A 23,201-nucleotide genomic window follows, 5' to 3' on the forward strand; every position below is an offset into this window, starting at 1 on the left:
CCGCAGGAGGAGGAACCATGTCCACATTCGATCACATCAGTCTGCCCGATCTTCAGGGCAAACGTGTGCTGGTAACGGGAGGCTCGACCGGCATTGGAGCAGCCGTTGCGCTGGCTTTTGCCGCGCAAGGGGCCAAGGTTGCGCTGCATTACAATGAAAGTGGTGCAGCGGCTGCCGCCGTGCAGGAACATTATCCGCAGCAGATCATCCTCGTGAAGGGCGACATGAGCGCCGTGGGGGAAGCGGCCCGCGTGGTCAAGGAAGCCGCCGCCTCGCTCGCAGGGCTCGACGGGCTCATCAACAATGCCGGCGGCATGCTGGGACGCATCCCGACGACCGAGATGAGCGCCGACCATTTTGACCGGGTGATGGATCTCAACGCCAAATCGGTGTGGGAGGCGACGGTGGCGGCGCATCCGCATCTGGTGAAGGCCGGTGGCGGCTTCATCATCAACACCTCCTCGATTGCCGCGCGCAATGGCGGCGGAGGGGGTGCGGTGATCTACGCGGCCGCCAAAGCGTTCGTGAGCAGCCTGACACGCGGTCAGGCCAAGGAATTCGTCAAAGACCGGATCCGCGTCAACGCGGTTGCCCCGGGGCTGATCCAGACCCCGTTCCATGATCGTTACACCTCGCCGGACGTGATGGCGGCCCAGCGCGGCACCATTCCGATGGGACGGGAGGGAACGCCGGACGAATGCGTCGGCGCTTTCCTGTTTCTCGCCTCGGAAACCCTGTCCGGTTACATCACCGGTCAGGTGATCGAGGTGAACGGCGGACAATTGATGCCTTAAGGAGAATGACAGACATGCAGTACAGACAATTTGGAAAGACCGGCCGGGTGGTGTCGGATATCGGTTTCGGCGCCTGGGCGATCGGCGGCTCGTGGGGCGACGTGTCGGAGGCGGATGCGCGCGCGGCGCTGAACGCCGCGCTCGACGCCGGCACGACGTTCATCGATACGGCCGATGTCTATGGCGACGGCCGCTCGGAAAAGATCATTGCCGGCGTGCTGAAGGAGCGCGGAGGCGAGCGGCCTTTTGTGGCGACCAAGGCCGGACGCCGGCTCTCTCCGCATGTGGCGGAGGGCTATACGGCCGAAAACCTCACCGGTTTTGTGGAGCGGTCGCTCAAAAACCTTGAGACGGATTGCCTCGATCTCGTGCAGCTTCACTGCCCGCCGACGGAGGTCTATTACCGTCAGGAGGTGTTCGAGGCGATGGAAGGACTGATCAAGGCCGGCAAAATCCGCCACTACGGCGTCTCCGTCGAAAGGGTCGAGGAGGGGCTGAAGGCGATCGAGTATCCCGGCGTTGCCTCCGTGCAGATCATCTACAACATCTTTCGCCAGCGCCCGGCCGATCTGTTCTTTGCCGAAGCCAAGCGCAAGGATGTGGCCGTGATCGTGCGCGTGCCGCTGGCGTCTGGCCTCTTGACCGGCAAGATGAGCGCCGAAACGGCCTTTGCCAAGGACGACCACCGTGCCTTCAACCGCCATGGCGAGGCCTTTGACAAGGGCGAAACCTTTGCCGGCGTGCCTTATGACGTGGCGCTGTCGGCCGTCGAGGAAATCCGCCCTCTGGTGCGCGGCAACGAGACGATGGCGCAGTTTGCGCTGCGTTACATCCTGATGAGCGATGCCGTCTCGACCGTCATTCCCGGTGCGAAAAATGCCGCGCAAGCCAAGGGTAATGCCGAAGCAAGCGACATCGCCGCCCTCTCGCCGGAGACGATGGCGGCGCTCCGCGCGCTCTATGAAAACCGCATCGCGCCACACGTCCATCTCGCCTGGTAGGCGATAACATCCGATCCGCCGGGCTCATTTCGGGCGCGGCGGATCGTTCTTTCAGATGAGCGCAATTTCCATCTGCCGCCAAATGGTTTGGCGTGAAGTGCTCAGGCGTCAGCCGAGCGCCTTTTCGTAATCGAAGGTGATGAACAGGCCTTGTGCCGAGGCATCGTAGGTGCCTTCGATCTTGATCCCCTGCGTCAGGAGATCGGCGACGCGGCTGCGGAATTCGTTTGATTTCAGCTGCTGCCCGGCCTGGAGAATTCCGCCGTCGAAGCGCATGTCCAGCCGCTCGCCCACCGTATGGGCTGCACCCACGCCGCCGCTGCGAAACAGTTCGATGCCGTGCTTTGTGACCTTGATGGTGCCGACATAAAGCTCTCCAAGGCTTGCATGTTTGCCGACGACCATGGTGAGGACATCGTCGCTGAGGAGCAGCAGAAGGGCGGCCTTTGCTTTGTCCTGCGCCTTGCGCAGTTCGGCACTGACGCGATCGGCGGCCCTTTGCCGTTCGAGTTCCCGCTCGGCCTGCGCAGCAGTAACCGTGGCCGCGATCCGTTCGCGAAGGTTGGAGGCGGGGGCAGGCGCGGTCTCGATCAGCCGCGGCTTGCCGGTTTGTTCGGAAGCGTGCGGGGTATCGGACAGATTAAGGACCTGGCTATCCGGGCGGGGCGGGTTCATGGGCATATTCCTGTATTTGCAAGCTTTGCCCGATATCGGGTTCGCATGGATCGGCAGCCATTCAGCCGTCTGCAGGGAGCGCGGCTCAGAGATCGAGCAGATCCGACTGCGGTGCTTTTGCGTCCTTAGCCGGCTTTGCGGCTGGCGGGGTGCGCTTTTTCGGGCTCGAGGCTCCGGCATCGCCGGTTTCGTTCACGCCGGTCTCGGCAGCGAGATTCTTGACCTGTGCCGCCTTCTCCGCGGCTGTTGCCGGTGCGGCCGGCTGTGCGTTTTCAAACTTGATCATGGTGTTCTCCGACAGGCAGTAAGACGATGGGGCTCAAGGGCGGCGTCACTTCAGGTCATCGGCCGTCAGCGTGTACATCGAGCGCCGATTGCGCGTGTAGACCTTGAGCGCGGCATCCTGGATGCTGGTGCGTGCCGTATCGAAGGCATGGAGGCAGTCCGCTTCCAGGACGTCGCGTCCGCCAGCGCTTTTCATGAGGGCGGCAGCTTCGACCAGAAAACGCACCTCGAACATGCCGTCATAACCTTGAAAGCGGACGGTCTGCTTGGTTTCGTCAAAACTGCGGCTACGGTTTGGAAACTGGAGGGTCATCGAAAATTCTTTCGGGGAGGGCGCCGGACGAACAATCCGCACACCGCCTTTTGCAAAGCTCAATCGCTTTTGGCCTGCACCGCAAAGTTTGCACGGTCAGGCGAATTCGGGATTGTGCTGGCAGGGCAGCGGCGATCCGGCCGGGCGGCAAAGGCAAGAAGCCTTTCATCGCAACTAGCGCACAGATGGGCCGGCAAGTCCAACGCCAAATGGAATTGAGGGGCCGAATGCGCCCATCAGACGTTGCAACCTGTCGTGATCAGCCGAAGCTTTTGCGGCGGGGTTCCACGGCGGGCGTGCCGGCAACCGGGGCCAGCGATTGCAGCACACGGGTTGCGGGCAGGATGGCGATGACTTCGGTGCCTTCGCGCAGCTTTGATTTCAGGATGAACTGGCCATCATGTTTGGCAAGGATGGCCTGCACGATGGGAAGGCCGAGGCCGGTGCCCTGCTCGGCGCTCTTGATGGCAATGGAGCCCTGGCCAAAGGCCGACAGTACCACCGGGATTTCCTCCTCCGCGATACCCGGGCCATTGTCCTTGATCGCCACATACTGACCGCCGCCGGCCGTCCAGCCCACCTTGACCGTGACGGTGCCGCCCTGGCTGGTGAATTTGACCGCATTGGAGAGGAGATTGAGCAGCACCTGGCGCATGGATTTTTCATCCGCCCAGACCTGCGGCAGGTTGGGTTCGAACTGCTGCTGGATGCTGATATTCTTGGCGCGTGCGCGAAGCTGCACCATGCCGATGCAATCCTCGGCGATATCCAGAAGCGACAGCGCTTCCTCGCTCAGTTCATAACGGCCGGCCTCGATGCGCGAGAGATCGAGGATCTCGTTGATGAGGTTGAGCAGGTGCTGGCCGGAGCGGTGGATATCGCCGGCATATTCCCGGTAGGTCGGGTTCTGCAGGGGCCCGAGTACCTCGCCGCTCATCACCTCGGAAAAACCGAGAATGGCGTTGAGCGGTGTGCGCAGTTCATGCGACATGGAGGCGAGGAAGCGGGATTTCGCAAGATTTGCCTCTTCTGCGCGCCGGCGCGCCTCGTCCGACATGGACTTTGCCACTTCCAGCTCGGCAATCAGATCGTCCTTTTCCGACTGGTAGGACATGAGCGTCAGGTTGGAGCGGTGCAGCCGGTCGGAAATATAATAAAACAGCGCAAGGGCGGTGGCGCAAAGACCGGTAAGGCCCGCATCGAGCGCATTGCCGGATATGGCAGCGCCCGCCGCAAGGGCTGCAATGGCCGGCAGGAAGGCGAAAAGAAGCGCCTGGCGTAGCATGATATTGGCCATGGCGGTGATCGAGATCGCCACCAGAAGCACAGCGCCCTTGTAGAAATAAAAGCCTTGGCCCCCGCAGGCCGTGCAATCGGACAGCGTGAAGACCGCCCAGCAGCAGCCGAACAGAACCTGGGCGGCCAGCAGCCGGACACGCCATTTTTCCGTTCTTTCCACCGTCCAGTCGAGGCGCGCAGCGCGCTTGGCGAGCAGAAGATTGATGGAATGTGTGGCAAGGGTGAGGATGGCCCAGGGAAACAGGCGTGCATCGCCGCTGATATAGATGCCGATGGCGGCCACCACGACGATGAACACCGGCATGATCATGGCACCCTGCAACATGGTGCTGATATGCAGGACAAGCGTTTCCCGGTCGAAAACCAGCGGGCCCTTGCCGCTTGATTGCAGGCGTTCGCGCATGGCGCGCACGGCTTTCGACACCGCCTTGTTGCGGTGTGCGCGGGAACGGTCCACGATGATCTTGTCTGTGGATGTGCTGACGCCGCTACTCATGGCCATGGGTACTCTTCCGGATCAAGCCAATCTAGGGCCTAATTCTTAACAGTCTGTCCCATAATTCCCTTTGGCGGTCTGCAAATGGCAATTTCTGCGCTTCCGGTGCTCACGTACGTTCAGTACGCTCCGCTCCGGTTCTCAAAATTACCCTTTTCGCCGCGCCACAGGGAATTCTTGAACAGACTGTAAGAAGTTCCTGCCAGAAACGATCTGTTGTCCATGCTTGCCAAGGTTGCGTTTGCAATTGGGACCGAACCGTGACGAATGCCCGCCGCAACATCCGCGCCGTTCTGCGTAAAGGCAGGGTGCTGGGCGCCCTCATCGCCGTGGGTTTCGCCATGTTTGCCATGGCGATGGCAGCCCTTCGCGAAGAACAGGTCTTTGCCGGGCCGTTTCGGGTGGTGGATGGCGATACGCTGGCCTCGGGAAACCACCGGCTGCGGCTTCTCGGCATCGACGCGCCGGAACTGGCGCAGACTTGCGGCGGTGATGCGACAGGGGTTTCAGACTGGCCATGTGGGCGGCGTGCGCGCCAAGTGCTTTTCCAGCTGATAACGGAGGAGCCGTTTGCCGAGCGGGTGCGGGACAAAAGTGCGACTGACAACACTGCATTGGCCGCAGATGCGCTGGAATGCCGCGGCACATCGGTTGATCGTTATGGCCGCTTTCTCGTAATCTGTGAGCGCGCAGACCGCAGCATCAATGCTGCCATGGTGCGCGCCGGCATGGCGGTGGCGACCGGCAGCGGCCGCTATGAAGCCGAGCAGGCGCTGGCACAGAAGGCGCGCGCCGGGCTCTGGAGGGGATCCTTCGAGACGCCGCGCCTTTGGCGACAAAACCAGGGGCTTCAACAGGATGAGGAAGATGCAGGGCACATTTGGCAGAGGGTAACGTCATTTCTTCAGGCTTTGTGAACAGGAACAACGCGCAGGAAGGGCGGATAGACCTGCTGCGACACGCGATCGCCGGCTGCCGCATCTGCCGTGACGTGCCGGCGCGCGGCATTGAAGAGCGCCTGGCGCATGAACCGCGGCCGGTCGTGGTGATGTCTGCCCGTGCAAAAGTGTTGATCGCGGGCCAAGCGCCGGGGCTTCGTGTGCATGAAAGCGGATTGCCATTCAACGATGCCTCCGGCGACCGGTTGCGGCAATGGCTTTCCGTGACGCGTGAGGAGTTTTACGACGCCGAGCGTTTTGCCATCGTGCCCATGGGCTTTTGTTTTCCAGGCTACGATGCGCGCGGCAGCGATCTTCCGCCGCGCATCGAGTGCGCGCCGATGTGGCGCCGCGCGGTGATCGATGCCATGCCGCAGATTGAGCTGGTGCTGGCGATTGGCGCTTATGCGCAAGGCTGGCATATGGCGGGTCGCACACAGAAGACGATGACGGCGACGGTTTCCAATTGGCGCGCCGGCTTTTTTGTGAACGACGGGCCGAAAGTGCTGGCGCTGCCACATCCGAGCTGGCGAAAAAGCGGCTGGCTGAAGAAAAATCCCTGGTTCGAGGCAGAGGTTCTGCCGGTGCTTCGACAGCATGTGGACAGTCTGGTGCGCTGAAAGGAATTTCGGTTACAGGCGTAAAATTTCGCGCTAAGAAGAAAAATAATCCTTGAAGGAGTGAAAATGGACCGCCTTGACCGCAAGATCCTGCGTATTCTGCAGGAAGATTCAACGCTTGCCGTTGCCGATCTCGCCAAGAAGGTCGGCCTCTCCACCACACCCTGCTGGCGCCGTATCCAGAAGATGGAAGAAGACGGCGTGATCCGCCGCCGTGTGGCGCTGCTCGACCCGGTCAAGGTCAATACCAAGGTTACCGTCTTCGTCTCGATCCGCACGGCAAGCCACTCGATCGAATGGCTGAAGCGGTTTTCCGAAGTGGTGGTGGATTTCCCCGAAGTGGTGGAATTCTACCGCATGAGCGGCGACGTGGACTATCTGCTGCGCGTGGTGGTGCCCGATATCGCCGCCTATGACGCCTTCTACAAACGCCTGATCGCCCGCATCGAAATCCGCGACGTGTCTTCCGCCTTTGCCATGGAGCAGATCAAGTATACGACCGAACTGCCGCTGGATTACATGCTGCTGGACAACCAGAAGGCGGGCGAGGACTGAGGCCGCCACCTGTTCAGGGTGTGTGAGATGGTGTAGACTGGCGTTTCACTGGAGATTTCACCGATGCGTATGCTTGATGTGCTGAAATCCGCCGCTGGCGACGTGGCACAGATCGGGTCGGAAGAGCGGTCGAAGGCGCGTTCCATGGGCACGTCTTCGTATTATGCCGATCAACAGGGGCGCCTCATTGAGGAACGTCCAGACGGGCGCAAAACGGTGGTAGCGCGACAAGGCGACAAGACCAGCGCTGATGCCGCAGAGTGATCGGCTGATACCGGAATGTATGGTGCTCGGCGGGCCGAATGGCGCGGGTAAAACGTCTCTTTTTCGAAAACTTCGTCTGCCGGGTCAGTTCGTCAATGCCGACGAGGTGGCAAAGACGATAGATCCCGATCACCCGGAAACAGCATCGCTGGAAGCGGGCAGACGTGTTCTGGAAACGCTCGATCTGCTGTTGGCGGGCGCGCAGGATTTCACTTACGAGACGACACTGAGCAGCCGGCAGTCGGTCAACCTGTTGCGCCGCGCGAAAAAGCGCGGATACCGGACGCTGCTGGTGTTCATCGCGCTTGAATCCGCAGACCTGCATGTGTTGCGTGTCGCGCAGCGTGTCCGCATGGGTGGGCATCCCATTCCGGAAGAGGCCACCCGGCGGCGATACGAGGCAGCTTTTCGAAATCTTGGCGAAGTGGCCGGCATCTGTGATGCCGTCTCGGTGTTCGACAACAGCAGTGCGCAAGGCTACCGGCTGGTTCTGGAGCTTGAGGCGGGCACCGTCGCCTCCAACTCTCTCACCCGCGCGCTGCCCTTCGACCAGAAGATTGCGGCTTGTATTGCCCCGGCGCTTCATATGCGCGCCGAGGATCTGTTTGTCGGCTAGGGGCTGTCGGCTTACTTTTCGAGCCGTGCCAGGAGCGAGGACGTGTCCCAGCGGTTGCCGCCGAGCTTTTGCACTTCACCATAAAACTGGTCGACGACGGCGGTGACGGGGAGCGTCGCGCCGTTGCGTTTTGCTTCTGTCAGTACGATGTCGAGGTCCTTGCGCATCCAGTCGACGGCAAAGCCGAAATCATATTTGCTGACATTCATCGTCTTGTAGCGGTTTTCCATCTGCCAGGAGCCGGCAGCGCCCTTGGAGATGACTTCGATAACCTTTTCAATATCAAGGCCGGATTTCTTGCCAAAGTGAATCCCCTCTGCAAGGCCCTGGACGAGGCCGGCAATGCAGATCTGGTTTACCATCTTGGTGAGCTGGCCGGAGCCTGCCGGACCCATCAGGCCGACCATGCGGGCATAAGCATCGATGATCGGCCGGGCCTTTTCGAAGACGTCCTCATCGCCGCCGCACATCACCGTCAGCACGCCGTTTTCAGCGCCGGCCTGGCCGCCGGAGACCGGGGCATCGATGAAGCCGCAGCCTTTTTCCGTCGCTGCCGCGTAAAGCTCGCGGGCGACTTCGGCGGAGGCCGTGGTGTTGTCGATCAGGATCGCGCCGGGCTTCATGCCGGAGAGCACGCCGGTTTCGCCAAGCGTCACCGAACGCAGGTCGTCGTCATTGCCGACGCAGGTGAAGACAAAATCGGCGCCGTTGGCCGCCTCGCGCGGGGTGGCGGCAGATGTGCCACCGAATTTTTCTACCCAGGCATCGGCCTTGGCGGCGGTGCGGTTATAGACCGTGACCTCGTGGCCGCCCTTGTTCTTCAGATAACCTGCCATGGGAAACCCCATGACGCCGAGACCGATGAATGCAACTTTCGCCATGTCATGCTCCAACTGTGATGGGCGATGATTAGCCGATATCGCGGCAGGCGGAAAGCACCGGGACGATTTCTTCGGCCGGCAAGATGTCTCGATATCCCGAAATCCCGGCTTCGGATGGATTGCGGTTTCCGACGCAGAAAATCGCGAAATCTTGGAAAAATTTCTCCCGTAATCGATGTTTTTCGAAATCATTTAATGTCGACCATATCTGTCGTCTAACGCACCATGAGAGCTGCAACACACGAAAGGGCAACGGCCCACTGCAGCACTCCGGATCGAAGGATCGAGACCATGGTAAGACGCAGACAGGTATTGGGACTGATGGGGGCGGCCGCGGCCGCGACATTGCCGCTGGCGCGGGGCGCTTGGGCGGCCGCGCCAAAGACAATCCGCATCGGCTGGCAGAAGAATGGCGTTCTGGCGCTGGCCAAAAGCCAGGGTGCGCTGGAAAAGCTGTTTTCCGATCGCGGCATTGCGATTGAGTGGTCGGAATTTTCTTCCGGCCCGCCGCTCTTGGAAGCGCTGGGGGCGGGGGCTCTGGATCTCGGGCCAACCGGCGACGTGCCGCCGCTGTTTGCCCAGGCTGCCCGCGGCAACCTCGTTTATATCGGAACCTACAAGGGAAGCTCGGCGGGGTCTGCCATCCTCGTCAACAAGGATTCAGCCATCCAGACGCTCACCGATTTGAAGGGCAAAAAGCTCGCCTTCAAGCGCGGTTCGAGCGCCCATAACGTGGCGGTGCAGGCGCTGCGCAAGGCGGGCCTGTCACTGTCGGATGTGACGCTGGTCGATCTTTCGCCACCGGATGCGGCGGCAGCCTTCAAGACCGGCAGCATCGACGCCTGGTCGATCTGGGATCCCTATACGGCCGTGGCCGAAGCCGATCCGCAGACGCGGGTGCTGACGACGGCAGAAGGTATCGTCGACAGCTGGAGCTATTTCCTCGCCAATGGCGATTTTGCAAAACAGCACGGCGATCTCATTCCCGAACTCTTTGCCGAGCTTTCCAAGGTGGGCAAGCGGGCGCAGGCCGATCTCGACACCACGGTGCCGGCGCTTTCGGCCATCACCGGCGTGCCCCAAGATATCACCCGCATCACGCTCACCCGCAGCGGCTTTGATCTCGGCGCCGTCGACACGGTGTCGGATGCCGCGATTGCCTACCAACAGGCACTGGCCGACGAGTTCTTCGCGCTGAAAATCCTGCCGAAGAAACTCACCATCACCGACATCGTCTGGCGCCCCAAGGCCAGCTGAACCGAACCGTTTCGAGGAGACCCGACATGACCCGTACAGCCCAAAAGCCCATCGATTTCCTGTGGTTCATCCCGACCAGCGGTGATGGCACCTATCTTGGCGCAAGCGATCTCAACCGCGCGCCCGACAACCGTTACCTGCGCGAAATCGCTGTCGCCGTCGACCGCCTCGGCTATAGCGGTGTGCTGCTGCCGACGGGCGTTTCCTGCGAGGAAAGTTTTGTGACGGCAGCCTCGCTTGCGCCGTTTACCGAAAAGCTGAAATTCCTCGTGGCGATCCGCCCCGGCACCGCGTCACCGGCCTATTATGCGCGCCTTGCCTCGACACTCGACCGCATCTCGAATGGCCGGCTTCTGCTCAACATCGTTGTCGGCGGCAGCCCGGCGGAACTGGCCGGCGACGGCATCTTTCATCCGCATGACGAGCGTTATGCCCATGCGGAAGAATTCTTCCAGGTGTTCGAGGATCTGCTTGCGACCGGCAAGGCCGATCTCGATGGCAAATATGTGCAGGCCAAGGATGCACGGCTGGGCTTCCCCGCGATCCAGCAGCCGCGGCCGCCGCTTTATTTCGGCGGTTCCTCCGAGGCGGGCATCGAGTTTTCGACGGGCCGCGCCGACACATACCTGACCTGGGGCGAACCGCCGGAGCAGGTGGCGGAAAAGGTGGCGCAGGTGCGCAAATCCGCCGCCGCCAAGGGTCGCGATGTCTCCTTCGGCATCCGCCTGCATTTCATCGTGCGTGAAACCGATGATGAGGCCTTCGAGGCGGCGGACCGGCTGATTTCCAAGCTCGATGACGACACGATTTCCAAGGCGCAGGCGCATTTCGAAAAGGCGTCCGATTCGGTTGGCCAGAAGCGCATGGCCGCCTTGCATGGCGGGCGCCGCGACAAGTTGGAAGTGTCGCCGAACCTGTGGGCTGGGATCGGGCTGGTGCGCTCCGGTGCGGGCACCGCCCTTGTCGGTTCGCCGAAGACGGTGGCGGCGCGGCTTCGGGAATATCAGGAGATCGGCATCGAGACGGTGATCGGTTCCGGTTATCCGCATCTGGAAGAAGCTTACCGCGTGGCGGAACTGCTGTTTCCGGAACTCGGCATCGGCCGCGCCGAACAGCGCACGGGCTTCGGGTCGGAGTTTTCGCAAAAGACGGTGTTTGCCGGCGGCGGCCACCAGACGCTGAAATCGGTGGCGGCCTCTTAAAGGGCCGCGACCGCTCACATTCTCATCCGCGCTCCCATCCACCCTGAAGGAGATCCCGTCATGACCACAGTCGAATTCGAGGCAGGCCGTTCGCCGGCGCGCAGCACACCGCGTTTGCTTCGCCTCCCAAGACCTGACCGCGCGCGTCTGCTGCCGTTTGCCGTGCCGCTTGCCCTTGTTCTCTTGTGGCAGGCGGGATCTTCTCTGGGGCTGATTTCTGACCGGGTGATGCCATCACCTGTAGCTGTTGGGCAAGCCTTCTGGTCGGAGGCGTCGGACGGCAGTCTTGGCCACAACATTATGGTGAGCGGCGCCCGCGCGCTGGCGGGCCTCGCCATCGGCGGCTCGATCGGTTTCCTCCTCGGCATCGCAAACGGCGTGTCAAAACTGTCGGAGCAGCTGACCGACACGACGCTGCAGATGATCCGTACCATTCCGCATCTGGCCATGATCCCGCTCGTCATCCTCTGGTTCGGCATTGGCGAGGAGGCAAAGCTGTTCCTGACCTCGCTTGGTGTGTTGTTTCCGATCTATCTCAACACCTATCACGGCGTGCGCAATGTCGATCGCGGGCTGATCGAGATGGGCCGCATCTATGGCATGAGCAACTGGTCGCTGTTTACCAAGGTGATCTTTCCAGGCGCACTGCCCTCCATCTTCGTCGGCCTGCGTTATGCGCTCGGCATCATGTGGCTGACGCTGATCGTGTCGGAATCGATCGCTGCCTCCTCGGGCATCGGTTACATGGCCAACAATGCCCGTGAATTCATGATGACCGATGTCGTGGTGCTCGCACTCGTCATCTATGCCGTGCTCGGCAAGCTTGCCGATGTCATCGCAAGGGCGCTGGAGCGCTGGACGCTGTCCTGGAACGTCGCCTATCAACGCTGAAGCAAGAGGGTATCTTTCCCATGTCTATTGCACCATTCAATCCGACGCTTTCGCTTCTGCATCAGGCTGAAACCGCGCACACGACAGAACCTGTCGCCCTCGAGACCGGTCCTGTCAGGGCCGCAGCCTTGCGGCTGAAGGGGGTTGAGAAGAACTTCGGATCAAACCGCGTGCTGCGTGGCATCGATCTCGACATTCCCGCCGGGCAGTTTATCGCCATCGTCGGCAAAAGCGGCTGCGGCAAGAGCACACTGTTGCGGCTGCTGGTCGGGCTTGAGACGGCAAGCGGTGGCGACATTGCCTTCAAGGACGAACAGGGCCGTGCGATTGCCCCGGAGGCCCGCATTGTTTTCCAGGAGCCGCGCCTTCTGCCGTGGTTCAACGTTATCGACAATGTCGGTGTGGGCTTGGGCGAGGGGGTGTCGCGTGAGGAGGCTCGCCGGCGTGCCGAACACGTGCTGTGGGAAATGCATCTGCGCAATAAGGCGCTGGACTGGCCGGCAAGCCTCTCGGGAGGCCAGCGTCAGCGTGTGGGGCTGGCGCGCGCGCTGGTGAGCCGTCCGGGTTTTCTGGCGCTCGATGAACCCTTGGGAGCGCTCGACGCACTGACGCGTATCAGCATGCAGCAGCTTGTTGCACGTGTGTGGCGGGAACTCGGATTTACGGCGGTGCTTGTAACGCATGACGTGGCCGAAGCGGTGCATCTGGCCGACCGGGTGATCGTGCTGGACGAGGGCCGCGTGACGCTTGATCTCGACGTACCCAGCCCGCATCCGCGAAAACATGGCGATCCGGAACTGGCACAGCTGGAAGGACGCTTGCTATCGGCGATCCTCGGCACATCGTGAGGGGGCAGTTGCCCCTTCACGATGGGGCTTGTTAACGTCAGAACGGCTTGATGATGGCAAGGCCCACGACGATGACGATGGAGACGAGAACGATCGGCATGCCCTTGGCGACGAAAGCCGGCGGATCGATCAGCGGGTTGGCTTCCATACGACGTAACCAGGCGCTCTGCATGCCATGCAGGGCCGATAACAGCACGACGATCAGCAGCTTGGCATGGAGCCAGCCACCGGAAAAGCCGACATAACCGAAGACAAGGATGAGGCCAAAGATCCAGGCGCCGGCAAGCGCGCCTGTGGTGACGATCCGGTCATAACGGCGCAGCGCGCTGATGACGCCGGTGCGGATCGGCGCCGGCACCATGCCGATGACGAAGGCATTGATCAGCATGCCGCCGACCCAGATGATATCGGAGGCGACGTGAAGCGCCTTGAAGAGAAAATAGAGCATGGATCAACCCCAGATCTGTGTTTCGGAAAAGCCGAGTTCGGCAAGATCGCCCCGGCGCAGGGCCTGGTCAGTGGGCGATGCGCAGAAAAATTCATCGAGTTGCGGTGGTTTGGTGCGGGTGCCCGAGAGCATGGCATGCACCTGGCCGCGATGGTGGATCTGGTGCTGGAAAAGATGCAGCAGCAGGCGGTCGGTCTGTTCGTGCTGATCGCCGTTTGCGCGGGGGATGACGATGTCGCAGGCAAAGTCATCATCCTGCATCTGGCGACAGTGATCGATCAGGCGTCGATCCACGGCGCGCTGCTCGCGTTCCAGATCGCTGAAATCGAGAAAGGGAAGTTCCGGCGTGAAAGCGGCGACCCCCATCGGTCGGCCTTCCAGCGCGCTCACGTAAAACCAGTCCACCGTCAGGATGTGGTTCAGCGTATGCAGGATGGAGGGAAAAAAGCTGGTGCGGGTAACCTGCAGTTCCAACGGCGTCAGCGTTCGGCAGGCGCCAAGAAGCCGATGATTGGCCCAGGCATTGTTATAGGCCTGGACGAGGAAATAGCGGTTTGGTGTCATAGTGCCCCTCCGGTTGTCGCTGAATTTAGAGGGACAGGGCGGTGCTGGCTAGGCTTGATCGACGCTATCAGGCATTTCCGATAGCGCAAGCTTCCGAAGCCAACCGATCCGGTATAGGATTTCCGACAGCGCAGATGTTCAAAAAGATGGGACTGCGATGTTTCTTGACCTTAACGGCTATTATCGACGCCAGCCGGAGCCACCACCGCAAAACCCGCCGCGACGGACACTGACCGCCCGGGAGCAGAAGGTGATGATCTGGGTGATCTGCCTCAACCTCGTGCTGCTGGTGGTGGCGCCAATCGGTGGCGCGACCGTGATCCATGCAGCCATTGCCGCGCTGTTTCGCTAGGCGGAACAAGAGAAGATGGCGGGCCGGAGCATGTTCCGACCCGCAACCCAAAAACATCAGGCCCTGGTGAGGCGGGCGATGACCAGATGGCCCGGGCTCGGGTGGCCATCCTGCATGCGCACGTTGATCTCTTCCATCTCGATGACGACAAAACCCGTGGCGGCCAGGCGCTCGCGGATATAGGCGGCCGAATGGGCAAAACGCTGATGCGGGCCGACCATGTAAGGGCGGCCGGCGAGAACCTCGTCGGAGAGCGTTTCGGAGGAAAACACAAAGATGCCGCCATCCACCATGTTTTCCGCAGCGCCAAAAAACAGCGGTTCCAGCGCGCCGAGATAGGGAAGAACGTCGGTGGCGGTGATCAGATCGAAGGGTTCGTCGTCGTTGTCTTCGAGGAAATCCTCGATTTCGGCCACATAGAGCGTCTCATACAGATCCTTCTCATGGGCGATCTCGACCATGTTTTCGGAAATGTCGATGCCGGTGATATCCTCGCAGAGATCACGCAGCGTGCCGCCCGTCAGCCCTGTGCCGCAGCCGAGATCGAGCATGCGCTTGAAGGGGCCAAGTTCGCGTTCCTGCAGGCGCTGCAGCACCATTTTCGGCACATCATAGCCGAGCTGAGCGACGAGGATATCCTCAAAGCTTTCGGCATGCTGGTCAAACAGCGTCTCGACATAGGCATCGGGCGCCCTGGTTGGCGTTTCACCGCGTCCGAGCGAGGCGATGCGCACGGCAGCGCCACCATGATCTTCCGGATCGATTTCAAGAACCTCGCCGTAAGCGGCGACGGCGGCATCGATTTCGCCGGCCTTTTCGTGGGCGAGAGCCCGGTTATAGGCTTCCGCCAGCGCTTCTTCGTCGATCTTCGTCATGGCAGCCTTCTTGTGTCCGAACCGTTTGAGCCGGATTTAAGCAAAGTGCTGGCCAATGGCAAGGACAGGTGCCTGCCTAAAGCAAAGTCCACCCTAATGCAGGATGAACTCGCCTTTCAACGAGCGCCATTCGCTGGCGGCGATCAGCTTGCGGTGGACATACCGCACGGAATGCAGCGGTCCATCCAGCGTGTCCTGCCAGAATTTCAGAAAGCCGCGCATTTCGGGAAAGTCCGGCGCCAGATCGTAGTTTTGCCAGATATAGGTCTGCAGAAGGGCCGGATGATCCGGCAGGCGGTAAAGGATCTGGGCGGTGGTGAGGCCGTAGCCTTTCAGCATCATGTCCATTTCGGGTGTCATGCGTATCCCCTGGAGTTGACCCTGCATCGAGCGCGAGCGCTCTTAGACATTGGAGCACCGCTGGCTTAAGTGAAGCTTAACAAAACGATCATATCAAGAGTTTTATCTCAATAAATCAAATGCTTAGCACTCATCATGAACGGCTGCTGCCATAAGGGTTCATCTGCTGTTCACATCACCCGGTGTCTTGTTGAGCGTGGAACCAAAGACCGTGTCCGCCGTTGAGGCGCGCCGATCCCGGCGCAAGGGACGGTTAAAAGACGACCAGGAGAAAACATGTCCAAGCGAACCGGATATCTTGCAAGCGTTGCAATGCCGCTGATTTCGATGAGCCTGATGGTGCCGCACGCGCAGGCCATGCCCAACATGCCGCAGCTTGAGCGCGCTTATGGTGCAAGCGACATCATCCGCGTCCAGGACGCCGTGAGCCCGCTGCCTGCAGGCGCAGAAAGCGAAGAGGAGCTGAAAAAGCGCCGCGCACCGCCTGCTGCCGAAGAACAACATCAGAAGGCGCCGCCGGAGGCAAAGCCCGAGGCGCGCCCCGAACCGAAGCCCGAGCCGAAAGCCGAACCACGCGCCGCTGCCCCGGCACCTGAAGCCCCGGCCGAGCCCAAGGCACGCCCTGCCGCCCGTGAACCGGTGGCCGAAGAGCCGAAAGCGCCGGAGTCGAAAGCCCCTGAGCCCAAGGCTGCAGAACCAAAAGCTCCAGAACCCAAGGCCGCGGAGCCCAAGTCCGCGGAACCCAAGGCTCCGGAACCCAAAGCTGCTGAACCGAAGGCCAGGGAACCCGTAGCGGCTGACGCGCCTGCCGCTCGTTCGCAGCCGCCCGAACCAAAGCCAGCCGAGGCGAAACCCGCCCGCGAAAAGCCGGCGGCCGAGCCGGAGGCGCAGTCGCGCCCGGCGCCTGCCGAGGCCGCACCTACAGCAAAACCTGCCCCGGAGAAGAAGCCCGGCGAAGCGCCGCGCCCACGGCCGACGGATGCCCAGAAGCCGCAGCCGGAAGCCGGCGAGGCGCCGGCGCCTGCCGCGCGGCCGGCAACGCCGCTCTCTGGCGAAGCACCGGCACCGGCCGCACGCCCTGCCGCTCCGGCAGCTGTTGCTCCCGCACTGGTCCCCGGCGCAAAGACCCCAGCCGTTGTCGCCCCCGATGCTCAGGCACCTGCCGCTGGTCAGACGCCCGGTCAGCCCCCGGCACCCGGCGCTCGTCCCGTGCCGCCGGCACCGGGTGAAGCGGCAGCACCCGCCGCACCAAATGTTGCATCGCCCACCACACCGGAACAGGTCGAGCGGGCCCGCAAGATTGCCGAGAACCCCGCTGCCAGCAATCAGCCCATCGTGCTGCCGGTTGAAAACGGTGCAGCCGTTCTGGATAGCGCCAAGGAAGCGCCTTCTGCCATGGGCCGACCGGGCGGCCCTCGCGATGGCCAATCTCGTGACGGGCAATCCCGTGACGGTCAGCGCCGTGATGGCGGGCCGCAGGCAGGACAGCCGGGCGCCCAGCCGCAACCGGTGGCACCCAACACCCCGCCGCCACCGCCGCCGCGGTCCGATGCCGATGCCCAGGCAGGCCCTGCCGGCCGTGCAGCCCCGCCGGTGCGCATGGAGGCCATCACCTCCGAGCGTGGCGAGCGGATGCGTGAGCGCCCGCGTTATGACATGCCCGCCGGTTTTGACGGACGCGATGCCGGCGGTCCCTCCGATGACGGCCGCATCATCATCAACTTCGACAACCGCACCATCGTGCGCCACGACGACAGCCGCCGTTTCTACGACAGCGGTTACACGCCGGAATACGAACGCCTGCCGGGCGGACGGACCCGCGAAATCATCGCGCGGGACAATGGTGTGCAGATCGTGACGATCCGCGACCGCTACGGCGACGTGGTGCAGCGCTCGCGCATTGGCGAGGATGGCCGCGAATATGTGCTGTTTTATGCGCCAGAGCAGCGCCAGGACCGTGGCCCGGACTACGAATGGCGTGACCCCGCCGACGACCTGCCGCCGATGCGTCTGACGGTGCCGGTCAGCCAGTACATCATCGATACCTCGACCGATCCGGACCGGGACTATTACAAATTCCTGGAACAGCCGCCGGTGGAGCGTGTCGAACGGGTCTATTCGCTGGATGAAGTGCGCTATTCCGCCCGTATCCGCGACAAGGTGCGCCGTATCGACCTCGATACGATCACTTTTGCCACGGGCAGTGCGGATATCCCCATGAACCAGGCCCGTTCGCTGCGCAAGGTGGCCGATGCCATCAACGAGGTGCTGAAGAAGGATCCGAGCGAAACCTTCCTGATCGAAGGCCACACGGATGCCGTGGGTTCCGACGAGAGCAATCTTGTTCTCTCCGACCGCCGTGCCGAGCAGGTGGCGGTGGTGCTGAGCGACGTCTACGGCATTCCGCCGGAAAACATGACGACGCAAGGTTATGGCGAGCGTTACCTCAAGGTGAACACCGACGGCCCCTCGCAGGAAAACCGCCGCGTCACCATCCGCCGCATCACGGCGCTGGTAAAGCCGGTGGCGCAGAACCGCTAAAACCCTTCTGCACTGCAATCATGGCCGCCGGAGAGATCCGGCGGCTTTTTCGTGCGCTAGCGAGACTGAGGCCTCATTCGCCGCACCAATAGCAGCATGTCGCGGCGAGCAAGATTGCGGAAAGAAATGTGTGGGCGCATCCAATCGGCATCATATCCGCGCTCCGCGAGCAGTTCCTTTGCGTCTGGCAATCGCTCGAGCAGGTGGCGTGACAGGCGAAATGCGCCCGCCACGTTGCAAAACGGGCTGGAGCCGCGTGGCAGGAGACCACCAAGGCGGTCGAGGTGGCGATTATGCTGTGGCAGAGGCTGTGGCAACGGCATTCCGCCTTCCTGTTGCGCCGGAATCCGGCTATCCCTCCGTCAATCGAGAGCGGATAGGCCGCCCATTTGGGACATGTCGGGTTCGGTTACAAAATGCTGATGGAACAAGCCATGGCCGCGTTTTCCGGCCGGAATGGTCATTGAGGGACGGTCTAATGAACTTGCAGCTTGAGCAGGCATTGCCGGATGGCAGATCTTTGCATGCAGGCCGGATCGACAAGGAGATTGTAATCGCCGATCTCGCCCGTGATTGCGCGCACTCGCTGCCGCGGTTGCTTCCGATGCTGGAGGAACTGGCCGGCCGTTTTTCCCGGAGTCATTTCATTTTTCTCGAAAACGATTCCGTCGATCGGACAAAGGCAGTTTTAAAGTCTTTCGCTAGACAGCATCCTTCTTGTTATTTTGAAAGCTTGGACGGAATTGGCCGGACTTACCGCAAGCGTACGGCCCGATTGGCCTATCTGCGCAATGCCGTTCTGGCGCGCGCCGAAGTCTGTGTCGCGGATACTCAGCATGCTTTTCTATTGCTGCTCGACCTTGATGACGTCAATTCCACCGTCAGCGTCGATTATCTGGTGAATCTTGTCGAAAATGACACCGGCGACTGGGCCGGCCTCTTCGCCAATCAGGCGGACCGCTATTACGATCTGTGGGCCCTGCGCCATGCCAGGCTCTGCCCCTACGATGTCTGGAGGAAGGTGCGCGAGCGCCCCAAGGAGATGAGCCCGGAGGACGCCGTTGCGCGCTTCATCACCGCGATCTCCTTTTCGCTACCGCCAGATCAAGGGCGTGTGGAGGTAGAAAGTGCCTTCGGCGGATTGGGCCTTTATCGGCTTTCGGCGATTTCCGGGTGCCGTTATTTAGGGCTTGGCGATGATGGCCATGAGGTTTGCGAGCATGTGGCCTTTAATGAGGCAGTGCGTCGGCGTGGCGGTCGGCTTTTCATTGATTGCGCTCTCATCAATGCCAGAGGTACCGAGGTTCATGCGCCGCCCAAGACCCGCTGGCAAAAGTGGAAGAAGCGCCTTCGCAGACTGAGATTGGTATGAGGGGACATATGAACCCATCCTATTCACAAAGGCTGATTTTTGAACCTTCATGGCCGCCGCATCACGATGATCGTCGCGCAAGTCCACCGCAGCCGCCTGGTCCGCCCTGTGGCCGGGGCTGCACCACTTCGTATAACGACGAGCCGAGCGCCGCGTTTCAGGGCCGAGTTTCAGGATGGTCTCGCGTAAGCGGCGCAGGCGGCTGTCGCCCGTGCCGGTGACGATCTCCATCACCCGCCGTCCGGTGCGCAGGACCTCGTGGGCGAGCATGTCTGGAAAGGCAGGAGCAGTGCGTCAGGCGTCGCGTGCTGTCTTGGGAAGGCCCACCACCTTCAGCACAAAATCGGCAATCGCCATTGTGTCGTTGAGGTCAAAGACGGGGAGTGTGGCGTCGGGGACGGGGTGGTCGGCGGCGATGGCGGTGATGTGGGGATCGCTCGGGGCGAGCGGTTCGCGGTTTTTTGCTTCCAGCCGGCGCGCCTCGATCTTGGGCACCGGCTCGCGCTTGTAGCCTTCGATAAGGACGAGATCGCAAGGGGCAAGGCGCGCGAGGATTTCTTCGAAGCTGGGTTCAGGCGTGCCACGCAACTCGTGCATGATGGCAAAGCGGGTGCCGGAGACCAGCGCCACTTCATGCGCGCCGGCCTGGCGATGGCGATAGCTGTCGGCGCCGACCTTGTCGATGTCGAAATCGTGGTGGGCGTGTTTGATGGTGGAAACGCGAAAACCACGCCGCGTCAGTTCTTCCACCAGGCGCACGGCAAGGCCGGTCTTGCCGGAATTTTTCCACCCGGAAATGCCAAAGATGCGCGGGCGTGTGTCTGGTGCGGTCATGTCATAGAGCCTCGAGGTAGCGATGGGCGGTCTGCAGGTCATCCGGCGTGTTGACGTTGAGGAAGGGATCGAGCGGCCCGATGGCGGTTGCGATATCAGCAAAATCCACCTCCACCGTGTCATAACGGGCAAGGAAGGTTTTGACGCGCGGGTTTTCCGGGGTTTCCAGAAAGGCTTGCAGCGCATCGGCGATGTCGACCGGCCAGAGGCCGCAGACCGGATGCATGGCGCCGCGTGAGGCGGCAACCGCGATCTGGTGGCCGTCCTCAATGGCTCTCTGCAGACGTTTAACCAGATCTGTCGGGAGGAAAGGACTGTCGACGGGGGCGGTCAGTACGTGGCTTGCATCAGGCGCGCGGGTTTTGGCATAGCGCATCGCGGCGAGAATGCCGGCGAGCGGGCCGCGCTGGCCGGGGAGGGTATCGGGCACAAGGGCCAGGTTTTCCGGGGGCTTAAAACCTTCCGGCGCATTGATGGCAAGGGCCGACAGCTGGGGGGCAAGGCGCGCGATCGCGTGAGAGAGCAGCGTTTTTTCAGCGAGCAGCACCTGCGCCTTGTCCTCTCCCATCCGCTGCGAGCGGCCGCCGGCCAGAATGACGCCCGGAGGTTTTACCGAGACCGGATGAATTGTCGTCATATGTCCTCGCTTGCGGCGTTTCTGGCGGTCAGGCGGATGAACTCGGTGGCGGCGATGGCAAGGACCGCGCAGGCGAACATCAGCCAGAGGACCAGCATGACGCCGTCGCCAAAACTCAGGAGCCAGCCTGCCAGAACAGACAGCGCAGCGCCAGCGCCGGTGATGACCGCGCCGCCGAGACCCGAGGCGGAGCCGGCGAGATGCGGGCGAACGCTCACCATGCCGGCATTGGCGCTGGGCAGCGCCAGACCGTTGCCAATCCCGACAAGCGTTAGCGGGCCGAAAAAGGCGATCGCCGCCTCGCTTCCGGTGCCGACGAGAAGGAGCGAGCCGGCGACGCCTGCGATGCTGACGATATTGCCACAGGTGATCATGCCCATCAGGCCGACATGGCGGGCATAACGTCCCGAGAGGAAATTGCCGACGAGATATCCGACGGCCAAAAGCATGAATTGCAGGCCGAGCATGGCCGGCGCCAAGCCATAAACGACCGAGCCGATATAGGGTGCGCCGCCGAGAAAGGCGTAAAAGATGCCCGAGGCAAAACCGCCGGTCAGCACATAACCCCAGAAGGCGGGGGCGCGCACCAGTTCCGGCCAGGCGCGAAACTGCGCGCCGATACTTACCGTGCGCCGGTGGTTGGTTTCGCCGAGATCGCGCAGGCTGATGGCAAGGCAGACGAGGGCATAGACGAGGATGACGAGGAAGTTCGCCTTCCAACCAAAAACATCGCCGAGAAAACCGCCGAGTGCCGGCGCCACCATCGGCACCAGCGACATGCCCATCGTGACATAACCGATCATCGAGGCAGCCTCATCGGCCGGCACCATGTCGCGCACGATGGCACGCGACAGGACAAAGCCGGCAACGATGGCCGTCTGCAACAGGCGCCCGATCATGAAGACGGTGGCATTTGGGGCGACAAGGCAGATCAATGTGCCGATGGCCAGCAGCACGACACAGCCGATCATGACAGGGCGGCGGCCAAAAAGATCCGACAACGGCCCGATGACCAGTTGCAGGATGGCGGTGCCAGCGAGATAACCGGATACGGCAACCTGCATCACGCCGTAGCTTGTGCCGAAATGGGTGGCCATGGCCGCAAGCGTCGGCAGAAAAATATTCATGCTGAGTGCTGCAAGCCCCGCCACCAGCACGAGCGTGGAAATGTGCGGCGGGGTTGCGCGGTCAAGATAGACGGATCGTGTCACCGGTTCGGTACTGGTCATCCGGCCTGACCGCTCAAACAGGCGTGCGGGGCGGGGTCGTAGCCGCAATCGTTCGTGCCCGCTGTTTTTCCCGGTAGAAGGCATAGAGGCCCGACACGACGATGAGGCTTGCGCCGACGGCCATATAACCATCCGGCTGCTCACCGAAGAAATAGAAACCGAGGGTGAGCGAAAACATCAGGCTGGTATAACGGAAGGGGGCGACAAACGAGATATCGCCGGAGCGCATGGCAATCACGATGCTTTGGTATCCGGCAAGGATAAGCAGCGAGGCAATTGCGAGGTGCCCGAGAGCAGAGGCGCTGACGGGGCTCCAGCCGCCCATGGGGAAGATGAGGACGGCACCGAAGACCGTGTTGGTGAGCGCTGCAAACAGCGACACCAGCAGCGTGGGGATGCCTGCATGGATACGTCTTGTGGTCAGATCACGCCCGGCGGTGAAGACAACGGCAATGACGGCAAACAGCGAGGCGGGCACGAAGGCTTCAGGACTTGGCCTGAGAACAATCAGCACGCCGATGAAGCCGACAATGATGGCCGACCAGCGTCGCCAGCCGACGGGCTCCTTGAAGAAGGCCCATGCGCCAAATGTCACGGCGAGCGGCAAGGACAGAAGGATGGTGGCGGCAACCGCCAGATCGATATGGGCAAGCGCCGAGATATAACTGACGGCCGCACCGATCTCGAAGCCGGAGCGCAGGATGACGCTCGGCGCAAACATCAGCCTGACCTGATGCAGGAGGCCGTAATATCGGGCGAGCAGAATGAGCATCACCAGCGTCATGGTACCGCGCAGGAACATGATCTGGCCGACATTCATCTCCGGCGTCACCATTTTCACGAAGGCATCGTTGGTGGTGAACACGCCCATGGCAAGCGTCATCATCAGCGCGCCGCGTGCATTCTGCGACAAAGGCATTTCCGATTCCCTAGAAGATTTTTTCGACCTGATTTTAGCAAGGGCTTAAAGCATCGCCGGGGTGCGGACCAGCCATTCGATCAACCTATGAGACCTGCTGTCATATTTTATCCCATAAATGGCCAGCTTTTGCCG

General features: G+C 61.6%; 27 protein-coding genes. 14 read left to right on the forward strand and 13 right to left on the reverse strand.

Annotated elements, in window-relative coordinates; genetic code table 11:
- Window positions 1-17: 17 nt before the first annotated feature.
- Together AC4CWH_RS06445 and AC4CWH_RS06450 are read left to right on the forward strand one after the other, a co-directional pair.
- Entirely contained in the window at window positions 18-794 is a 777-nt protein-coding gene (locus tag AC4CWH_RS06445; protein WP_491320882.1) for an SDR family NAD(P)-dependent oxidoreductase, read from the forward strand.
- 14 nt (window positions 795-808) lie between these two features.
- Window positions 809-1,795, forward strand: coding sequence for an aldo/keto reductase (locus AC4CWH_RS06450; protein WP_491320883.1), 987 nt, complete (start codon window positions 809-811; stop codon window positions 1,793-1,795).
- 108 nt (window positions 1,796-1,903) lie between these two features.
- Here AC4CWH_RS06450 and AC4CWH_RS06455 read toward each other — a convergent pair whose 3' ends face one another.
- The 4 genes from AC4CWH_RS06455 to AC4CWH_RS06470 all read right to left on the reverse strand — a co-directional run bounded on the left by AC4CWH_RS06455 (window position 1,904) and on the right by AC4CWH_RS06470 (window position 4,863).
- On the reverse strand, window positions 1,904-2,470 hold the full coding sequence (locus tag AC4CWH_RS06455) for a hypothetical protein (RefSeq protein WP_491320884.1): 567 nt from the start codon (window positions 2,468-2,470) through the stop codon (window positions 1,904-1,906).
- Between the two features lie 85 nt (window positions 2,471-2,555).
- Window positions 2,556-2,756, reverse strand: a complete 201-nt coding sequence (locus AC4CWH_RS06460; protein WP_491320885.1) for a hypothetical protein — start codon at window positions 2,754-2,756, stop codon at window positions 2,556-2,558.
- Window positions 2,757-2,801: 45 nt separating this feature from the next.
- Window positions 2,802-3,068: a DUF1488 family protein gene (locus AC4CWH_RS06465; RefSeq protein ID WP_491285003.1), complete on the reverse strand. Its 267-nt coding sequence runs from the start codon at window positions 3,066-3,068 to the stop codon at window positions 2,802-2,804.
- A 259-nt stretch (window positions 3,069-3,327) separates the two neighbouring features.
- Window positions 3,328-4,863: a sensor histidine kinase gene (locus tag AC4CWH_RS06470; RefSeq protein WP_491321371.1), complete on the reverse strand. Its 1,536-nt coding sequence runs from the start codon at window positions 4,861-4,863 to the stop codon at window positions 3,328-3,330.
- Window positions 4,864-5,123: 260 nt separating this feature from the next.
- Here AC4CWH_RS06470 and AC4CWH_RS06475 point away from each other — a divergent pair, with 260 nt between their 5' ends.
- From AC4CWH_RS06475 to AC4CWH_RS06495, 5 genes are all read left to right on the forward strand, one after another.
- Window positions 5,124-5,780 (forward strand): thermonuclease family protein, encoded by a 657-nt coding sequence (locus AC4CWH_RS06475; protein ID WP_491320886.1) that lies wholly within the window; start codon window positions 5,124-5,126, stop codon window positions 5,778-5,780.
- Window positions 5,777-6,421, forward strand: a complete 645-nt coding sequence (locus tag AC4CWH_RS06480; protein ID WP_491320887.1) for a uracil-DNA glycosylase family protein — start codon at window positions 5,777-5,779, stop codon at window positions 6,419-6,421. The genes AC4CWH_RS06475 and AC4CWH_RS06480 overlap by 4 nt, the downstream gene beginning before the upstream one ends.
- 66 nt (window positions 6,422-6,487) lie before the next feature.
- On the forward strand, window positions 6,488-6,976 hold the full coding sequence (locus AC4CWH_RS06485) for an Lrp/AsnC family transcriptional regulator (RefSeq protein WP_491285011.1): 489 nt from the start codon (window positions 6,488-6,490) through the stop codon (window positions 6,974-6,976).
- Between the two features lie 63 nt (window positions 6,977-7,039).
- Window positions 7,040-7,240 (forward strand): hypothetical protein, encoded by a 201-nt coding sequence (locus AC4CWH_RS06490; protein ID WP_491320888.1) that lies wholly within the window; start codon window positions 7,040-7,042, stop codon window positions 7,238-7,240.
- Window positions 7,227-7,856, forward strand: coding sequence for an ATPase (locus AC4CWH_RS06495; protein ID WP_491320889.1), 630 nt, complete (start codon window positions 7,227-7,229; stop codon window positions 7,854-7,856). The genes AC4CWH_RS06490 and AC4CWH_RS06495 overlap by 14 nt, the downstream gene beginning before the upstream one ends.
- 11 nt (window positions 7,857-7,867) lie before the next feature.
- On the opposite strand, the gene AC4CWH_RS06500 is transcribed toward AC4CWH_RS06495, so the two are convergent.
- Window positions 7,868-8,929, reverse strand: a complete 1,062-nt coding sequence (locus AC4CWH_RS06500) for an NAD(P)-dependent oxidoreductase (RefSeq protein ID WP_491320890.1) — start codon at window positions 8,927-8,929, stop codon at window positions 7,868-7,870.
- Between the two features lie 99 nt (window positions 8,930-9,028).
- Here AC4CWH_RS06500 and AC4CWH_RS06505 point away from each other — a divergent pair, with 99 nt between their 5' ends.
- The 4 genes from AC4CWH_RS06505 to AC4CWH_RS06520 are packed head-to-tail and all read left to right on the forward strand — an operon-like array spanning window position 9,029 to window position 12,935.
- On the forward strand, window positions 9,029-9,994 hold the full coding sequence (locus tag AC4CWH_RS06505; RefSeq protein ID WP_491320891.1) for an aliphatic sulfonate ABC transporter substrate-binding protein: 966 nt from the start codon (window positions 9,029-9,031) through the stop codon (window positions 9,992-9,994).
- 26 nt (window positions 9,995-10,020) lie between these two features.
- The gene (ssuD, locus tag AC4CWH_RS06510) at window positions 10,021-11,196 is read left to right on the forward strand and encodes an FMNH2-dependent alkanesulfonate monooxygenase (RefSeq protein WP_491320892.1); all 1,176 of its coding nucleotides are present in this window, start codon (window positions 10,021-10,023) and stop codon (window positions 11,194-11,196) included.
- Between the two features lie 60 nt (window positions 11,197-11,256).
- On the forward strand, window positions 11,257-12,087 hold the full coding sequence (locus AC4CWH_RS06515) for an ABC transporter permease subunit (RefSeq protein WP_491320893.1): 831 nt from the start codon (window positions 11,257-11,259) through the stop codon (window positions 12,085-12,087).
- Window positions 12,088-12,107: 20 nt separating this feature from the next.
- On the forward strand, window positions 12,108-12,935 hold the full coding sequence (locus AC4CWH_RS06520) for an ABC transporter ATP-binding protein (protein ID WP_491320894.1): 828 nt from the start codon (window positions 12,108-12,110) through the stop codon (window positions 12,933-12,935).
- Window positions 12,936-12,972: 37 nt separating this feature from the next.
- Here the strand turns inward: AC4CWH_RS06520 and AC4CWH_RS06525 are convergent, their stop codons facing one another.
- Window positions 12,973-13,383 carry a CopD family protein gene (locus AC4CWH_RS06525; RefSeq protein WP_491285030.1) on the reverse strand — a complete coding sequence of 137 codons (411 nt, stop codon included), beginning with the start codon at window positions 13,381-13,383 and terminating at the stop codon, window positions 12,973-12,975.
- Between the two features lie 3 nt (window positions 13,384-13,386).
- Window positions 13,387-13,947: a DinB family protein gene (locus AC4CWH_RS06530; RefSeq protein ID WP_491320895.1), complete on the reverse strand. Its 561-nt coding sequence runs from the start codon at window positions 13,945-13,947 to the stop codon at window positions 13,387-13,389.
- Between the two features lie 157 nt (window positions 13,948-14,104).
- Between AC4CWH_RS06530 and AC4CWH_RS06535 the strand changes: the two genes are divergently transcribed.
- The gene (locus tag AC4CWH_RS06535) at window positions 14,105-14,299 is read left to right on the forward strand and encodes a hypothetical protein (protein ID WP_491320896.1); all 195 of its coding nucleotides are present in this window, start codon (window positions 14,105-14,107) and stop codon (window positions 14,297-14,299) included.
- A 56-nt stretch (window positions 14,300-14,355) separates the two neighbouring features.
- Here the strand turns inward: AC4CWH_RS06535 and AC4CWH_RS06540 are convergent, their stop codons facing one another.
- Together AC4CWH_RS06540 and AC4CWH_RS06545 are read right to left on the reverse strand one after the other, a co-directional pair.
- Window positions 14,356-15,174 carry a class I SAM-dependent methyltransferase gene (locus tag AC4CWH_RS06540; RefSeq protein ID WP_491320897.1) on the reverse strand — a complete coding sequence of 273 codons (819 nt, stop codon included), beginning with the start codon at window positions 15,172-15,174 and terminating at the stop codon, window positions 14,356-14,358.
- A 93-nt stretch (window positions 15,175-15,267) separates the two neighbouring features.
- Entirely contained in the window at window positions 15,268-15,534 is a 267-nt protein-coding gene (locus tag AC4CWH_RS06545) for an usg protein (protein WP_491285038.1), read from the reverse strand.
- A 276-nt stretch (window positions 15,535-15,810) separates the two neighbouring features.
- Here AC4CWH_RS06545 and AC4CWH_RS06550 point away from each other — a divergent pair, with 276 nt between their 5' ends.
- Window positions 15,811-18,075, forward strand: a complete 2,265-nt coding sequence (locus AC4CWH_RS06550) for an OmpA family protein (protein WP_491320898.1) — start codon at window positions 15,811-15,813, stop codon at window positions 18,073-18,075.
- Between the two features lie 478 nt (window positions 18,076-18,553).
- Window positions 18,554-19,447 (forward strand): hypothetical protein, encoded by an 894-nt coding sequence (locus AC4CWH_RS06555; protein WP_491320899.1) that lies wholly within the window; start codon window positions 18,554-18,556, stop codon window positions 19,445-19,447.
- Between the two features lie 294 nt (window positions 19,448-19,741).
- Here AC4CWH_RS06555 and mobB read toward each other — a convergent pair whose 3' ends face one another.
- Genes mobB through AC4CWH_RS06575 form a run of 4 tightly spaced genes read right to left on the reverse strand, consistent with a single transcriptional unit; the run spans window position 19,742 to window position 23,066 of the window.
- Window positions 19,742-20,281 carry a molybdopterin-guanine dinucleotide biosynthesis protein B gene (gene mobB / locus AC4CWH_RS06560; RefSeq protein WP_491320900.1) on the reverse strand — a complete coding sequence of 180 codons (540 nt, stop codon included), beginning with the start codon at window positions 20,279-20,281 and terminating at the stop codon, window positions 19,742-19,744.
- A gap of 1 nt (window position 20,282) precedes the next feature.
- Complete coding sequence (gene mobA / locus AC4CWH_RS06565; RefSeq protein ID WP_491320901.1) at window positions 20,283-20,918, reverse strand: molybdenum cofactor guanylyltransferase MobA; 636 nt, start codon at window positions 20,916-20,918, stop codon at window positions 20,283-20,285.
- Window positions 20,915-22,147, reverse strand: a complete 1,233-nt coding sequence (locus tag AC4CWH_RS06570) for a multidrug effflux MFS transporter (protein ID WP_491320902.1) — start codon at window positions 22,145-22,147, stop codon at window positions 20,915-20,917. The genes mobA and AC4CWH_RS06570 overlap by 4 nt, the downstream gene beginning before the upstream one ends.
- 13 nt (window positions 22,148-22,160) lie before the next feature.
- Complete coding sequence (locus AC4CWH_RS06575) at window positions 22,161-23,066, reverse strand: DMT family transporter (RefSeq protein WP_491320903.1); 906 nt, start codon at window positions 23,064-23,066, stop codon at window positions 22,161-22,163.
- Window positions 23,067-23,201 lie beyond the last annotated feature (135 nt).

The sequence above is a fragment of the Neorhizobium sp. PAMB6716 genome, from assembly GCF_058242805.1.

Excerpts from the sequence above, each read along its gene's own strand:
- AC4CWH_RS06545 (WP_491285038.1), bottom strand. The coding sequence starts at position 15,534 with ATGACACCCGAAATGGACATGATGCTGAAAGGCTACGGCCTCACCACC.
- ssuD (WP_491320892.1), top strand. The coding sequence starts at position 10,021 with ATGACCCGTACAGCCCAAAAGCCCATCGATTTCCTGTGGTTCATCCCG.
- AC4CWH_RS06555 (WP_491320899.1), top strand. The coding sequence starts at position 18,554 with ATGAACTTGCAGCTTGAGCAGGCATTGCCGGATGGCAGATCTTTGCAT.
- AC4CWH_RS06535 (WP_491320896.1), top strand. The coding sequence starts at position 14,105 with ATGTTTCTTGACCTTAACGGCTATTATCGACGCCAGCCGGAGCCACCA.
- AC4CWH_RS06455 (WP_491320884.1), bottom strand. The coding sequence starts at position 2,470 with ATGAACCCGCCCCGCCCGGATAGCCAGGTCCTTAATCTGTCCGATACC.
- AC4CWH_RS06515 (WP_491320893.1), top strand. The coding sequence starts at position 11,257 with ATGACCACAGTCGAATTCGAGGCAGGCCGTTCGCCGGCGCGCAGCACA.
- AC4CWH_RS06525 (WP_491285030.1), bottom strand. The coding sequence starts at position 13,383 with ATGCTCTATTTTCTCTTCAAGGCGCTTCACGTCGCCTCCGATATCATC.
- AC4CWH_RS06520 (WP_491320894.1), top strand. The coding sequence starts at position 12,108 with ATGTCTATTGCACCATTCAATCCGACGCTTTCGCTTCTGCATCAGGCT.
- AC4CWH_RS06490 (WP_491320888.1), top strand. The coding sequence starts at position 7,040 with ATGCGTATGCTTGATGTGCTGAAATCCGCCGCTGGCGACGTGGCACAG.
- mobB (WP_491320900.1), bottom strand. The coding sequence starts at position 20,281 with ATGACCGCACCAGACACACGCCCGCGCATCTTTGGCATTTCCGGGTGG.
- AC4CWH_RS06445 (WP_491320882.1), top strand. The coding sequence starts at position 18 with ATGTCCACATTCGATCACATCAGTCTGCCCGATCTTCAGGGCAAACGT.
- AC4CWH_RS06450 (WP_491320883.1), top strand. The coding sequence starts at position 809 with ATGCAGTACAGACAATTTGGAAAGACCGGCCGGGTGGTGTCGGATATC.
- AC4CWH_RS06505 (WP_491320891.1), top strand. The coding sequence starts at position 9,029 with ATGGTAAGACGCAGACAGGTATTGGGACTGATGGGGGCGGCCGCGGCC.
- AC4CWH_RS06550 (WP_491320898.1), top strand. The coding sequence starts at position 15,811 with ATGTCCAAGCGAACCGGATATCTTGCAAGCGTTGCAATGCCGCTGATT.
- AC4CWH_RS06570 (WP_491320902.1), bottom strand. The coding sequence starts at position 22,147 with ATGACCAGTACCGAACCGGTGACACGATCCGTCTATCTTGACCGCGCA.
- AC4CWH_RS06500 (WP_491320890.1), bottom strand. The coding sequence starts at position 8,929 with ATGATTTCGAAAAACATCGATTACGGGAGAAATTTTTCCAAGATTTCG.
- AC4CWH_RS06575 (WP_491320903.1), bottom strand. The coding sequence starts at position 23,066 with ATGCCTTTGTCGCAGAATGCACGCGGCGCGCTGATGATGACGCTTGCC.
- AC4CWH_RS06495 (WP_491320889.1), top strand. The coding sequence starts at position 7,227 with ATGCCGCAGAGTGATCGGCTGATACCGGAATGTATGGTGCTCGGCGGG.
- AC4CWH_RS06540 (WP_491320897.1), bottom strand. The coding sequence starts at position 15,174 with ATGACGAAGATCGACGAAGAAGCGCTGGCGGAAGCCTATAACCGGGCT.
- AC4CWH_RS06465 (WP_491285003.1), bottom strand. The coding sequence starts at position 3,068 with ATGACCCTCCAGTTTCCAAACCGTAGCCGCAGTTTTGACGAAACCAAG.
- mobA (WP_491320901.1), bottom strand. The coding sequence starts at position 20,918 with ATGACGACAATTCATCCGGTCTCGGTAAAACCTCCGGGCGTCATTCTG.
- AC4CWH_RS06485 (WP_491285011.1), top strand. The coding sequence starts at position 6,488 with ATGGACCGCCTTGACCGCAAGATCCTGCGTATTCTGCAGGAAGATTCA.
- AC4CWH_RS06470 (WP_491321371.1), bottom strand. The coding sequence starts at position 4,863 with ATGAGTAGCGGCGTCAGCACATCCACAGACAAGATCATCGTGGACCGT.
- AC4CWH_RS06530 (WP_491320895.1), bottom strand. The coding sequence starts at position 13,947 with ATGACACCAAACCGCTATTTCCTCGTCCAGGCCTATAACAATGCCTGG.
- AC4CWH_RS06460 (WP_491320885.1), bottom strand. The coding sequence starts at position 2,756 with ATGATCAAGTTTGAAAACGCACAGCCGGCCGCACCGGCAACAGCCGCG.